The organism is Pseudomonas sp. OV226, from assembly GCF_003148705.1.
Lineage (GTDB): Bacteria > Pseudomonadota > Gammaproteobacteria > Pseudomonadales > Pseudomonadaceae > Aquipseudomonas.
On record NZ_QGGS01000015.1, the window covers coordinates 1 to 14,318 of the forward strand.

10 protein-coding genes, 1 tRNA gene and 1 pseudogene are annotated in these 14,318 nt (G+C 61.1%); 3 read left to right on the forward strand and 9 right to left on the reverse strand.

Annotated elements, in window-relative coordinates:
• Positions 1-1,488: bifunctional aconitate hydratase 2/2-methylisocitrate dehydratase (locus tag C7534_RS21170; protein ID WP_109786920.1), on the forward strand; the 1,488-nt coding region annotated here is incomplete at its 5' end.
• Positions 1,489-1,596: 108 nt separating this feature from the next.
• On the opposite strand, the gene C7534_RS21175 is transcribed toward C7534_RS21170, so the two are convergent.
• The 5 genes and pseudogenes from C7534_RS21175 to C7534_RS21200 all read right to left on the reverse strand — a co-directional run bounded on the left by C7534_RS21175 (position 1,597) and on the right by C7534_RS21200 (position 7,614).
• Entirely contained in the window at positions 1,597-2,943 is a 1,347-nt protein-coding gene (locus C7534_RS21175) for a glutamine synthetase family protein (protein WP_109786921.1), read from the reverse strand.
• A 23-nt stretch (positions 2,944-2,966) separates the two neighbouring features.
• Positions 2,967-3,524, reverse strand: coding sequence for a helix-turn-helix domain-containing protein (locus C7534_RS21180; RefSeq protein WP_109786922.1), 558 nt, complete (start codon positions 3,522-3,524; stop codon positions 2,967-2,969).
• A 25-nt stretch (positions 3,525-3,549) separates the two neighbouring features.
• Positions 3,550-4,838 (reverse strand): annotated as a pseudogene (locus C7534_RS21185) (NAD(P)/FAD-dependent oxidoreductase).
• A gap of 109 nt (positions 4,839-4,947) precedes the next feature.
• Positions 4,948-6,132, reverse strand: a complete 1,185-nt coding sequence (locus tag C7534_RS21190) for a patatin-like phospholipase family protein (protein ID WP_177412262.1) — start codon at positions 6,130-6,132, stop codon at positions 4,948-4,950.
• Between the two features lie 393 nt (positions 6,133-6,525).
• Entirely contained in the window at positions 6,526-7,614 is a 1,089-nt protein-coding gene (locus C7534_RS21200; protein ID WP_046033182.1) for an AI-2E family transporter, read from the reverse strand.
• Positions 7,615-7,811: 197 nt separating this feature from the next.
• Here C7534_RS21200 and C7534_RS21205 point away from each other — a divergent pair, with 197 nt between their 5' ends.
• A complete protein-coding gene (locus C7534_RS21205; protein WP_046033181.1) occupies positions 7,812-8,465 on the forward strand; it encodes a hydrolase in 654 nt (217 codons plus the stop codon).
• Between the two features lie 54 nt (positions 8,466-8,519).
• On the forward strand, positions 8,520-9,848 hold the full coding sequence (locus C7534_RS21210) for an OprD family porin (RefSeq protein WP_109786924.1): 1,329 nt from the start codon (positions 8,520-8,522) through the stop codon (positions 9,846-9,848).
• A gap of 9 nt (positions 9,849-9,857) precedes the next feature.
• Here the strand turns inward: C7534_RS21210 and C7534_RS21215 are convergent.
• The 4 genes from C7534_RS21215 to fdhE form a co-directional block, all read right to left on the reverse strand.
• Positions 9,858-9,953, reverse strand: a tRNA-Sec gene (locus C7534_RS21215).
• Positions 9,954-9,959: 6 nt separating this feature from the next.
• Positions 9,960-11,897 carry a selenocysteine-specific translation elongation factor gene (selB, locus tag C7534_RS21220; RefSeq protein WP_109786925.1) on the reverse strand — a complete coding sequence of 646 codons (1,938 nt, stop codon included), beginning with the start codon at positions 11,895-11,897 and terminating at the stop codon, positions 9,960-9,962.
• Positions 11,894-13,324, reverse strand: a complete 1,431-nt coding sequence (gene selA / locus C7534_RS21225; protein WP_109786926.1) for an L-seryl-tRNA(Sec) selenium transferase — start codon at positions 13,322-13,324, stop codon at positions 11,894-11,896. Before selA ends, selB begins: the two co-directional genes overlap by 4 nt.
• A gap of 64 nt (positions 13,325-13,388) precedes the next feature.
• Positions 13,389-14,315, reverse strand: a complete 927-nt coding sequence (gene fdhE / locus C7534_RS21230; RefSeq protein WP_046033177.1) for a formate dehydrogenase accessory protein FdhE — start codon at positions 14,313-14,315, stop codon at positions 13,389-13,391.
• Between the last annotated feature and the right edge of the window lie 3 nt (positions 14,316-14,318).

A 14,318-nucleotide genomic window follows, 5' to 3' on the forward strand; every position in this document is an offset into this window, starting at 1 on the left:
CCGGAAGCCCCGGCTGAAAGCACCAAGGGTTACACCCTGGCGCAGAAAATGGTCGGCAAGGCTTGCGGCGTAGCCGGTGTGCGTCCTGGCACCTATTGCGAACCGAAAATGACCACCGTGGGTTCCCAGGACACCACCGGTCCAATGACCCGTGACGAACTGAAAGACCTGGCGTGCCTGGGCTTCTCGACGGATCTGGTGATGCAGTCCTTCTGCCACACTGCGGCTTATCCAAAGCCTGTGGATGTGACGACTCACCACACCCTGCCGGATTTCATGCGTAACCGCGGCGGCGTTTCGCTCAAACCGGGCGACGGCATCATTCACAGCTGGCTGAACCGCATGCTGCTGCCGGACACCGTCGGTACCGGTGGCGATTCGCACACCCGTTTCCCGATCGGTATTTCGTTCCCGGCGGGCTCTGGATTGATTGCGTTCGCCGCCGCCACCGGCGTCATGCCGCTGGACATGCCCGAGTCAGTCCTGGTGCGTTTCAAAGGCAAGATGCAACCGGGCATCACCCTGCGTGACCTGGTTCATTCGATCCCTTACTACGCCATTAAGGCCGGTCTGCTGACCGTCGAGAAGAAAGGCAAAATCAACGCCTTCTCCGGCCGCATCCTGGAAATCGAAGGCCTGGACAACCTGACCGTGGAGCAAGCGTTCGAACTGTCCGACGCTTCCGCCGAACGTTCCGCCGCCGGCTGCACGATCAAACTCCCGGAAAAGGCCATTGCCGAGTACCTGACCTCCAACATCACCCTGCTGCGCTGGATGATCGGCGAAGGCTACGGCGACGCCCGTACCCTGGAGCGTCGTGCTCAAGCGATGGAAGCCTGGCTGGCCAAACCAGAGCTGCTGCAAGCGGACAAAGACGCTGAATACGCAGAAGTCCTCGAGATCGACCTGGCACAGATCACGCAACCGATCCTGTGCGCTCCGAACGACCCCGACGACGCTCGTCTGTTGTCGTCCGCTGAAGGTCAGAAGATCGACGAAGTGTTCATCGGTTCGTGCATGACCAACATCGGTCACTTCCGCGCTGCCGGCAAATTGCTGGAACAGGTCGATGGAGCATTGCCAACCCGTCTGTGGCTGTCGCCTCCGACCAAAATGGACGCTCACCAGCTGACCGAAGAAGGCTACTACGGCATCTACGACAAGGCCGGCGCACGCATGGAAATGCCGGGCTGTTCGCTGTGCATGGGTAACCAGGCACGCGTTGAACCGAACAGCACCGTGGTGTCGACGTCGACCCGTAACTTCCCGAACCGTCTGGGTGACGGCGCGAACGTCTACCTGGCTTCGGCCGAGCTGGCGTCTGTTGCTTCCATCCTGGGTCGCCTGCCGACCGTCGAGGAGTACATGGAATACGCGGGCAAGATCGACAGCATGGCGGCCGATGTCTACCGCTACCTGTCCTTCGACCAGATCGCCGAGTTCCGTGAAGTCGCTGCGAACGCCAACATTCCGGTCGTTCAAGCCTAACGCTGCAACGCCATAGAAAACGCCGCCCTTCGTGAGAGGGGCGGCGTTTTTTTATGCCTTACTCTTTCTGCCCAATCATGAGATTGAGCGACTGCCCGCATCCTGCGTTTACAGATACCAGCGATATTCCCGCGCGCTGATCTCCTGCATGAACGCCAGATGGTCCTGACGTTTGTTCTCGCAATAAACATTCACGAACTCAGCCCCCAGCCCTTCACGCAATTGCGGTTGATGCTGCATTGCGCGCACGGCTTCGAGCATTTCCTTTGGAAAGTCGACGCCACTGTTGCGGTCTTCGTTCAACGGCAAGATCGGTTCTTTGCCCGCGTCCAGTCCGTGTTCCAGGCCCACCAGAATCGCCGCCAATACCAGATATGGATTGGCATCGGCGCCTGCCAGACGATGTTCGATGCGCAGGTTCTTCGAGTCCGACTCAGGGATGCGCAGGCACGCATCGCGATCTTCAAAACCCCAGCTCGCTTGGGTGGCGATGTTGGTCGTGCCGCCCAAGCGTCGATAGGCATTCTGGTTCGGGGCGAAAACCGGCATGCAATGCGGCAGCAGTTCCAGGCAACCGGCCACGGCGTGACGCAACGATCGCTGTTCATTGGCCGCCAGAATGTTATTGCCAGCCGCATCGTAAAGGCTGACATGTACGTGCATGCCGCTACCCGGGTGCTGCAAGTAAGGTTTGGCCATGAAACTGGCGCGATAGCCGTGCTTGAGGGCAACACCGCGGCTGCTGCGGCAAAACAGGGCGGCCCAGTCCGCCGCGCGCAAGCCGTCGTCCAGGTGACCGAAATTGATCTCGAACTGCCCCGGCCCGAGCTCGGCGGTAATCACCGTGCTGTCGATGCCCTGGGCACGCGATGCCTCGACCATTTCATCGAGTACCGGGGCAAAACGTGACAGCCGCTCGATGTGCATATTGGGTTGATCGTCGGCATCGTCTGTCAGCCCGTCGCGGGGAAACTGCGGTAGCCCGTCGCGCAGCTTTTTATCGAACAGGTAGAACTCCAGCTCAAATGCCACGACTGGATGAATGCCTTTACCGGCGAGGCGGTCCAGAACCTGGGCCAATACCTGGCGCGGTTCGAACACGATGGGGTTATCCGTGCCGTCCGAGGTAATCAGCATTTGCCCCAGCGGTTGGCCTTCCCAGGTCACAGGCTTGAGTGTGCCGGGTACCAGGCGACGCAGCGCATCGGGATCGCCGTCGTTGAAGCAGTAATCGCCGATCTTGAACAATCCGCCTTGCACGCCCAGCAGCACACAGTTCTGCGGCAGTTTCAGCGCGCTGCCGGCCGCCACCTTTTCCAGCATGTCCACAGGATAACGCTTGCCGTAGAAATGCCCTGGAATATCCAGGGAAATCAGGTCGACATAGCGCACCTCAGGATAGCGTTGGCGAAAGGCGCGCACCTCGGCCAACAGGTCAGAGCAGGTAGCATCCATCATTGTGGGTCCTTGTCTTTTCATCAGGTGTAAACCCAAAGCACTCGCGTGAGATGCTCGGTGAGGTTGCCGTAGCGGCAACGGGTATGGCTGTCGAACTGAAAGCTGTCGCCAGCCACTAATTTGACGGGGTCCTCGTCGTCGCCCAACCACAGCGTCAGCTCGCCTTCGAGCACGTAACCCCCTTGCTCGGAGCTGTCAGTCAAATGCCGGTCGCCACTGCTGGCACCGGCTTCAAGGTGACTTTCGAGCATCGAAAACGATGCGCGGATCTTTGGCGAAACCAGAATGTCGGTAATGCCGTTGGCGAAGTACAACGTGCGGCGTTCGTCCGGCCGGGTGACCCATGGCAATTCCTTGGGTTTTGGCAGGCTGTAGAAGTACGTCGTCGGTACGTCCAGGGTTTCACTGATCGCCGTCAGGTCGGCCACCGTGGGCCGTGACAGGCCACGTTCGACCTGCGACAGGAAGCCCACGGAACGGCCGATTTTGTCGGCCAGTTCCTTCAAGGTGTATTTCTTGTGCTTGCGCAGATCGTGAATAAGGATCGCCAGCGCAGCGATTTCTTCTTGCTTGTTCATGCCTGGATTTCCAGTTGATGACTCATCAAATACTGTCACGCAGTCGATACCAGGCTTTGCCGATGGCTTCCAGCGGCGCAGCCAGGTATTTGCCGCCGGGAAAACTGCCGTTGTTCAAACCCTGGTACAAGGACAATTCATCGTCCTGGCCAAGAATCGCGTCGGACACGGCGCGGGCAGCGGCCAGTGTCGGCAGCACGCCATGCCCGGAATAGCCTTGCATCCAGTAGCGATTCCCTGACTGGCCAATGTCCGGCGTTCGTTTCAGGGTCAAGTCGATGTGCCCGCCCCAGGCGAATTCCAGGGCTACGCCTTTGAGCTGCGGGAACACTCGTTCCAGGAAGGGACGCGTGGCCCCGGCAATGTCCTTTGGCATACCGCCCAGATACGTGCAGCCGCCGCCGAACAGCAGGCGGTTGTCGGGCGTGCGCCGGAAATAATCGAGGACAAACTGGTTGTCGGTGACGCAGACATTGCTCGGCAACAGCGCGGTGGCCTGCTCGGGAGACAGGGGCGCGGTGGCCACTTGATAAGTCCCGACCGGTAATACGCAACGGGCCAGTTTCGGGTCGAGCCGGTCCAGATACGCATTGCACGCCAGCACCAGAACGTCTGCCCGAATGGTCCCGTGTTCGGTGTTCACCCGGTAACGACCGCCCTCCTCTTGATAGCTCAATGCTTTGCTTTGTTCATGGATGCGGCCGCCCGCCTTTTCGATGGCGGTGGCCAGGCCGATGGCCAGTTTCAGCGGGTTCAGATGACCGCCCTCGGGATCATAGAGGCCGGCCTGATAGCGCTCGCTGGCGATCCATTGCGGCAACTGTTCACGGCTGATGAACCGCAAGCCATGGTGGCCCCATTTGTGGCTGGCCTCGCGCTGCCACTCGGTCAACAGCCCGACACGCCGTGGCATGACCGACGTCCACAAATGCCCCGCGCGATAATCACAATCGAAGCCATGACGAGCGGGTAATTCACGCAGCTCCTGCGCCGCCCAGCGCATGCCGTCCCACAACCGGCGTGCGCGCTCGTAACCCAACGCGGCTTCCAGCGGCGGCTGTCACACGACCAGCCGAGAATGGCCTGGCCACCATTGCGCCCGGAGGCCGCCCACGCCACTCGACTGGCTTCCAGCAGGGTCACCCGTTTGCCGGCCAAGGCCAGGCGCAACGCAGTGTGCAGCCCACTGAAGCCGGCGCCGATGATCAGGATGTCGGTGTCTTGTTCACCCCTGAGCGCAGGGCGATTGACCAAGCGATCCGCGCAACTGTGGGCGTAATAGCTGGCGACATGCTGGGTGGACTGCTGGAACATACGAGCTCTCATGAAATTATGTTTTTATAATTTCATGAAAAACTACAGTATTAATTTCATGCAGGCAACTCCACGATGACCGACTGGACATCAAGGATCGCGATTGTCTTCAGATATTGGGGGATTTATGCCACGGGTAACCCTTCGCACTGAGTTCAAAGGCGTAGTCGAATAAACGCTTCATGTATTCGCCATCAAAGTGATGACTGCGCAGGTGATGAAAATCGGCGCCGATGTACGCCAGATTGAAGTCCGCCCCGTCCTGCTGAGCGATTCGGTAAATCCGTTCCAGGTCACTGATCCCTTGCGTCTGGATCAATGCGCTGATGGCGCGACCGCCGATACTCAACGTGCGACGCTTGGTCCCGGACCACTGGGGCTCCATTTTCCCGTTACGAATCACATAGAAATTCCGGTCATGGCGCAAACGTGCGCCGGTCACGCTGTTCAGAGCCATGACCGTGCCGGGTGGGTAAAGGAATACCTGCGTGATGACGCCGCCGTCCACGTGCATTTCCTGAAACTGTTGACCGTTCACTTCCACGTCGATCATGACCGGTGAAACGGCGCCAGGAATGCTCATCGACGCGATCAGGATCTGGCGAAACAGGTCCAGTGCGCCCGGTGCTCCACTGGAGGCGATGGCCCCCATATTCCAGGTCACGGGCCGCCCTGCATCGAGGTCGGTGGTACCGATCATCAGGAGTCGTCCATTGGCGTATTGCGCCGCAATCGCCGCCAGTATGTCAGCGGTGACGTACTGGGCGACGAGCCGCGACAGTGGCTTGCTGTCTGCAATGCCGTCGCTGGCAAGCCGGGTCAGCACATTGCGCGAATGGAAAACGTCTTTGGGACCGATGGCGCTGCAGATGCGCAGAATGATGTCGTCGTATTGAGGCCCCAGAAAAGCGAACGGAGCCACCAGGGCGCCAGCGCTGATGCCCGTGACCACTTTGAACAGTGGGCGCGTCCCATTCAACGTCCATCCCGCGATGATCCCTGCCGCAAACGTGCCGGCGTCACCACCGCCGGAAACCGCCAGCATGTTGGCCACCGGCAGGACGTCATTCGGCACTCCCGCCCTGGCGAGCGCCTCAGCCTCGCGATGGTTGGCCTGATTCACGTCCCGAATGAGCGGAGCGAAATCCCGGTCCAGCCAGTAACGCGCCTGTGCGATGCCGGGGACGACCGCCAGTTCCGTCAAAGTCGGCGGCACGGCATCGCGGCGTTGCAGACACGCTTGGCGCAACATGTTCCACGTTGACGCACCCGGTCCGGGCAGGAATGGTTTCAAAACGCCTCCTCCGGCCGCCGTTGCTGATAGATCACATGAGCATTGCGACGGGCATTACGCGTAACGGATGTCGCTGAGGCCGATTGCCGCCACGGTGAACAAGAACGGCATCGTCAGGTAGGACCACAGCGCGTAACCATTGAAGTACGCGCGGCGCAGTGGATCCCAAGGGGTATTTTCTTCGTGGTCTTGAAAGGATTCCCGGGGGGCTGAGCGCTCGGCAACGAGCGTCCCGTCGGCGTGGCGCGCTGTCCTGCGTCAGCCCTTTCTTTGCCCATAACGCACCACCTGTCACGAGGGTGGTGCGTACTTTGCTGAAGCTGTTCCAGCGATCGAGCCCCCCATGAGCGGTCAACACCCGCTCGAGGAGCTCATGACTCTGCGTGTTCATGGTTACGGATTTGCTCCGTCCTCCGGCCGATCCTGAACCCACTGCCAGAATAGTTGATAGCCGACCGCAAGCACCACTGGCCCGATGAACAGTCCAAGGATGCCGCTGGTGACCATGCCGCCTAACGCGCCGATCAACACGACCGGCATTGGCACATCCACGCCTCGCCCCAGCAACAGCGGTTTGAGAACGTTGTCCACCAGACCGGCAACGAACACAAAGACCGAGAAGATGATGGTCCTCGTATTGGGCCCCTCGGTCGCCATCACGTAGACAATCACCGGCAGCGTAATCAGCGTGGCTGGTAACTGCATGATGCCGAGCAGCAACACAAAGATCGCAAGAATACCTGCGCCCGGGATGCCTTTGAGCACGAAGCCGATACCCACCAGCAGCATCTGAATGAACGCGATGCCGACCACGCCGAGCGCAACGGCACGGATGGTTGCGGTGCACAGTTCGGCGATTTTCGGCCCCTTGTCAGGACCGCTGACGCGAGACGCAATCTCTACCGCGGCGCGGGTGCCGGCCTCTCCATGGGCCATGAAAATACCGGCGATGATCAGGGCGACGATGAACATCAGCAAACCCGCCCCGACGCCGGCAATCTTGGTCAACAAGCCGACGCTGACGCCTTTTATCTGCGGCAGGTACTTCGCTATCAGGTCGGGAAGGTCATAGGAGGCCTGCAGCCATATCGACGAGAGCGATTTACCCACCAGTGGCCACGTCGCGACCGACTCGGGCGGCGGCGGGATCTGGAAGGTTCCCTCCTTCACCAGGTCGATGACGTTTCCGACCGACGAACCAATCGAAGTGCCCAACAGATAGACCGGTACCACCAGAATAGCGATGGCAATCAGCACAATGATCGTTGCAGCACGCCCCTCGCTGCGTCCCCGCGACCCCATCAGTCGCAGTTGCAACGGGTAGAGCGTGATTGCCAGGATCACCGACCACAGCATCAAGTCGCGAAACGGTTGGAATATCTCGAAGCAAAACAGCACCAGAACAACAATCAACCCGGCACGAATCAGTACATCGAGCATGCTGCGGGTCAACGATTTCTCGGACAGAGGTGTGGGCACCATGGATGCCTCCTTGCTGATAGCTGCAAAGGTAGGGGAACGGTTAGGGCAGCATAGACGGAGTTTTGACAGTACGACGGCAACAATGCGTGATGTATCGCTATACCTCGAAAAAAAATCCAAACACAGCACATCGACTCAATATCCGAGCCTGAATCTTCGCGACCATAGCCTCCTCACTCACCCGTAAGGACATCATCATGGCCATTGCAAAAGCAGTCCCCGGCAAAACCCTGCTGACCCCGACCGACCACACCCTGATCATGATCGACCATCAATCGCAGATGTCCTTTGCGACCAAGTCGATCGATGCCGTGACCCTGCGCAACAACGCCGCGCTGGTGGCCAAGGCGGCCCGTGGTTTCAAGGTCTCGACCATCCTTACTACCGTGGCCGAGAAGAGCTTTTCAGGCCCGATCTTCGACGAAATCAAGTCGGTATTCCCGGAACACAACGTGATCGACCGTACCAGCATGAACACCTGGGAAGACGAGCGCATTGCTGTTGAAGTCAACAAAATCGGCAAACAGAAAATCGTCCTCGCCGGTCTCTGGACGTCCGTGTGCATCGTTGGCCCGGCACTGTCGGCCATCGACCAGGGTTTCGAGGTGTACGTAATCGCCGATGCCTGTGGTGACGTCACCACCGAAGCGCACGAAATGGCCATGCAACGCATGATCCAGATCGGTGCCCGGCCGATGACTTCGCTGCAATACCTGCTTGAATTGCAGCGTGACTGGGCGCGCGGCGAAACCTACGACGAAACCGTAAAAACCTCGATTGCCAACGGCGGCGCCTACGGTCTGGGCCTGATCTACGCCAAGAGCATGTTCGGCGCTTCGGAAGCCCACTAAGCAAAAAATAGCGACTCCGTACGCGCGGAGTCGCTATCAGGTGGCCATTGAACCATGACGTTTTTTTCGAAAAAAGCCGCTTTCTGCTTATCTCTGATGTGCGCTGGCACCGTCGCAACGGCGCGGGCTGATGAGTCGGATCAAAACCCGCAAGGATTTCTGGAGGGGGCAACGCTGAATGTGCTCAGCCGCAACTTCTACCTCAACAGTGACTACCGGTCGCCTTCACCATCGGGCAAAAGCTACAAGGCCGAGTGGGCGCAAGGCTTCATTGGCGCTTTCGAGTCTGGCTTCACGCCCGGTACCGTTGGGTTCGGCCTCGATAGCCACGCTTTTTTGGGGCTGAAGCTCGACAGTGGCAAAGGTCATTCCGGCACCGGATTGCTGCCGGTGGGCAGCGATGGGCGCAGTGAGGACAACTACTCCAGTGGTGGCGGCGCGCTGAAAGTCAGGGCCTCCAGGACCACCTTGGCGTTCGGCGAAATGATGGTCGAAGCCCCGGTGTTCGACACCGCCGACAAACGCCTGCAGCCAGAGTACGCCACGGGTTTTCTGCTCAATAGTCGCGAAATTGATGGCATGAACCTGCAGGCAGGCCACTTCACGGCATTCAAGAATCAGGACAGCGCTTCGGGCAAGGGCAATTTTTCCGGTTACGGGGCTAACACCGACGCCGGAGGCATTTCGTTTGCCGGTGCCGACCTGTTCACCCAAAGCCCTGTCGGCGGCGCGCTCTATGCTTCAACACTGACCGACACCTGGCATCAGTACTACGCCAATGTGCATCTGAAACAGCCGGGAGTGTTCGTCGACGCCAATCTCTACCACACGCGGGACACGGGCGAGGCACTGGCCGGCGCCATCGACAACACCGCGTTCAGCCTGTCGGGCAAATACACCATCGATGCCCATGGTTTCACGCTGGCCTACCAAAAAATCAACGGTGACACCCCGTTCGACTTCGTCGGTGGCGACTCCATCTACCTGGCCAACTCGATCAAGTACGCCGACTTCAACGGCGCCCACGAACAATCCTGGCAAGCCCGCTACGACCTCGACCTGAGCACTTATGGCATTCCCGGTCTGGCCTTCATGACACGGTATGTCAAAGGCAGCCAGATCGACGGCACCCACGCGCCCAAGGGCGGCGCCTATAACCCGTTCGACGCGGAGACCGGCACGTATGTGCCACAACAAGGCGATGGCGGACGTCATTGGGAGCGCGACATCGACGTGCGCTACATCGTGCAGTCCGGGGCGGCCAAGGGCTTGTCGCTGCAACTGTCGCACGTGTCTCATCGCGCCAATACCGCCCAGGCGGGCGATGACATTGACCGGGTTTACGTGGTCATCCAGTACCCGCTGAATCTCGGGCCGCTGTGACACAAAAATTGGCGGAAGGCAGCCGGAGTCGAACCTGCCCGGGAACGGATGCCGTCCCCAACCGGGTTTGAAGCCCGGCCGCGCCACCGGGCGCGATTGCCTTCCTGGAAATCAGTCCTCGGGTTGTCGGGGCTCTGGTTGTCGGAGCTCTGGTTCTCGGGCTAACGCACTGTCGGGACGGATCTGGCGTTTGTCGCCCATGCGCCGGGTCAGGCCAATACGGTCGAAGTATTCCAGAATCTGAATGCTGCGCTTGCGCCCCAGGCCCACTGCATCGCGAAACGCCGCGACCTGAATCACCGGACCAAGCTCGGCCATCTGCAACAGCATAGCCGCCAACCGACGGATCATCGCGTCGGTGTAGAACAGGTCCCGCACCACCTGATGCAGCAGTCCCAGGCGCGCCATTTTGCGTAGCAGCAAGCGCACGGTCGCCTCGTCATGTCCCAGATGGCGCACCCACGGCGGATCGAAACCGGCCTGCTCGAACAGCGGCTGCAAGCGCTGCCACAGGGCTTCGTCGTCGTCGCTCAAGCGCACTTGATGAGCCGGTAAATGCAGCCACGGACCGCTGGTGACAATAGCGCCACCGGCCAGCAATTCGTCGAGCAGGCAGATGAACGTCGGGCGCTCCAGCACGGAGGCGGCAAACCGACGCAGGCGATCCCGGTCCGGGCCCATCTGGTCCGGTTCCAATTGATGGAAGCGTGCGAGGTGTTCCAGCAAGGGGGCTTTCAACGCTTCCCAGCGCGCCGAACTGAACAGCAATGGACCTTGGCGGGTCTCGATCAGGCGCACGTCATCGGGCAATCGCCACGTCGCGCGAGGACGGTTGAATTGACGTTCAAGTTGCCGTGGATCGAGGCCGGTATCGCTGTGGGCCAACAACGCCGGCAAGACCTCTTCCAGATTGTCACCGATGTCGAGGGCTTGCAGTTGCGCCAGCCGTTCGGGGCTGCGACGGTGCCGGGACGGGGCAAACGGGTCGAGCACCCGGCCTCCGCCGAGGGTGCGTTGGGCACTCTGGTCCCGCAGGATCACAGGGGCGTCCTTGACTGCGTGCACGGGGGCATTCAACAAGACCTGCGCAAACATCCGCCCGCCCGGCACCAGGCTGGCACTCTCCAGCAGCGCCACCCGCCCGGTTACGTCCTGAGTGCCCAGGTGAACATGCACCGGCTGAAAGTGCTCGAAGGCTTTGGCTTCGCTGGCCAGCAAACGCAGGTCGATGTCGAGGCGTTGAGTCGGCGCAAACAGCCACTCGGCCAGCAACCAATGACCACGGTGGATCTGATCCAGCGCCAATCGCTCGGCACTCAGGTTCAGTGCGACGCGTTGACCGGCCATCGCTGTGTCTGCTGCCTGGTTTTGCGCATGCAGACCGCGCACGCGCACGGGTTTGCCCTGCGGGCTCAGCACCAGGGTGTCGCCCACCGCCACGCGCCCGGACAACGCGGTGCCCGTCACCACGATCCCGGCACCGGCGACGCTGAAAGCCCGATCAATCGCCAGGCGAAACCCGCCGCTGGTGCTGCGTTGGCGCACTTCACGCTGAGCGTCGAGCAAAGCCTGGCGCAGTGCCTCGACACCTTCCCCGGTGACACTCGACAGGGCGATCTGCGGCGCGTTCGCATAAGGGCCCGATGCCAGCAACGCCTGGATCTGCCCGCGCACGATGGACACCCTGGCCGGTTCGACCCGGTCGCACTTGGTGATCGCCACCAGTGCCCGAGCAATCCCCAGCAGTTCCACAATCGCCAGATGTTCGCGAGTTTGCGGCATCACGCCGTCATCCGCGGCGACCACCAGCAGCACCAGATCAATGCCTTGCGCCCCGGCCAGCATGTTGTGGGTGAAACGTTCGTGGCCGGGCACGTCGATGAACCCGGTCAACCCGGCGCCCGGTTCCAGCGCGGCGTAGAGGTAGCCGAGGTCGATGGTCATGCCGCGCTCGCGTTCTTCCCGGCGACGGTCGCCGGCCTGCCCCGTCAACGCCTGGAGCAAAGACGTCTTGCCATGATCGATATGCCCTGCCGTGCCGACGATCACCCTGCCCGCCCCTCGACTGACAATTGATCGAGTTGCGCCAGCCATGCCGCTTCGTCATCCAGTTGGCGCAGGTCCAGCCAGAGTGAATCGTCGTCGATTCGGCCCAGCACCGGGATAGACAACTGACGCAACGCAGCTTCCAGCCCCAGCAATTGCCGGCCGCGCAGACGCTTGGACACGTTTGGCCGCAGGCATAACGCGGCGCTCGGCAAGCGCGCCACCGGTTGGCTGCCACTGCCGATCATGCCCAGTGCCGGCATCGCGCTGACACTCCAGCCGTCACCCAATACTTGAGCCAGCGAAGGTTGCAGCCGTTGTGCTTGCGCGAGGATGTCGGCTTGGGGTCGTGTCAGCAGCCGCAGGCTCGGCAGACGTTCGGCCAGCCGCTCGGGATCGCGGTACAAACCCAGCACCGCTTCGAGCGCGGCCAGGGTCAGTTTGTCGACGCGCAGCGCACGTTTGAGCGGGTTTTTCTTGATCTTGGCGATCAGGTCCTTGCGCCCGACAATCAACCCGGCCTGCGGTCCACCGAGCAATTTATCGCCACTGAAGGTCACGATATCTGCGCCATCGAGCAAAGCCTGACGCACCGTCGGTTCGGCGGGCAGGCCCCAGCGGGTCAGGTCCAGCAGGCTGCCGCTGCCGAGGTCTTCGAGCAGCGGCAACCCATGGTTGTGCGCCAATTGCGCGAGTTCGGCGGTCGGCACCCGTGCGGTAAAGCCTTCGATCGCGTAATTGCTGGCATGCACGCGCATCACCAGACCACTGCGCGGGCCGATGGCGGCTTCGTAATCACGGGCATGGGTGCGGTTGGTGGTGCCGACTTCATGCAAGCGCACCCCGGCCCGCGCCATGATGTCGGGAATGCGGAACGCACCGCCGATTTCGATCAGTTCGCCCCGGGAAATAATCCCTTCCTTGCGCGCCCCCAGGCTGTTGAGCGTCAGCAGCACGGCCGCCGCGTTGTTGTTGACCACCGTCACCGCTTCGGCGCCGGTCAATTCGCGGATCAACCCTTCGATCAGGTCGTCACGGTCACCGCGTTTGCCGCTGTTCAGATCAAATTCGAGATTGAGCGGATAGCGTGCGGCCATTTGCACCGCTTCAATGGCGACTTCAGGCAGCAATGCCCGCCCGAGGTTGGTGTGCAGCACGGTGCCGGTCAGGTTGAACACCCGGCGCACATGACTTTGGTGTTGTTGCGCCAAGCGCTCGCCCGCCCTCCCCGCCAAGACCTGCGGGCTGATTTCCACGGCATCGAGTTGGCCCGTCAGGACAGGTTCGCGCAAGTCATCGAGCAATTGCCGCAGGCTCGCCAGCAGCGCGTCCCGGCCATAGCGCTCGGCCAGCGGCTGGCAGGCGGGATGACGCAACAAACTGTCGATGGAAGGCAGCCGCAAGGTTTGGCTGGCGGACGTTGAAGACATCAGGCGCTCCCGGAAACGATTGACCGTCGCGCCTGAGTGTAGCCGTTGAGCTCAAGTGAAGCGTTCAGTCACCCCCCGGGGCCAGCAGCAAATTGGGCGCCGGACGCGAGTAGCCTTCCTGTTCCAGGCGCATGTCGAGCATCAGACTGGCCAGGTCTGCCGACAGCGCTTCCGCCTCGGCGTCGTTTTCCAGGTACAGCAACTTCAAATAGCTGCGACAACCGGGGCAGGTTTCGGCACGCAGCGGTGCCTGATTGGCCGCGTGGCGGTCGTCATCGAGGCTGACGTAATCCAGGCCTTTGCTTTGCTCGCAATACACGCATTTGACCCGCACCACATGCCATTCACAGGCGCACAACGAGCACACCAGATAGCGCAAACCGTTGTGTTTGCCTCGGTGACGGATCACCCCCGCCATCGCTGGCGACCCGCAGGCCGGGCATTGATTGAGGGCGTCACCGGGTTTCAGATCCAGCCCCGGCGTGTTCAGCAACCAGTGACTCCAGGCCGCTTGCAGCGCAGCTCCCAGAAACGGCACCAGCGCGGCCGGCAGCAGCGTGAACTGGCCGCTGACCAAGGCCACCGCCCAGGCCTTGAGTTGCCCGTCGCGGGTGTTGCGCAATGTCGTCAGGGCTTTTTCGACGGCGGGTTGTGGCGGTGGTTGGTAGCGCTGCAACAACGCTCCGAGGTACGGCAACCAATGGCCCTCGCGTACCAGACTGTCGGCGGCAAGTGGTGGCAAGCCGTGCGCCTGGCAGACCTTGATTCGTTCGGGATCAGGCGGCGTTGTGACCGGCGGATCGTCCATCAAGCGCTGCTGCACATGACACACACCGGCCACCAGCCGCAGGTAATCCGCCAGTGGATGCCCTTCGGCCAGGCGCTCCAGGCGTAAGGCGCGCAAGGTGAACAGGTTGTGCGGCGGCCTATACAGAAACGGCGGTGAACTCGCCGCCGCTTCAATCTCTCCAGGCTCAAGAATCGTCGCCAAGGG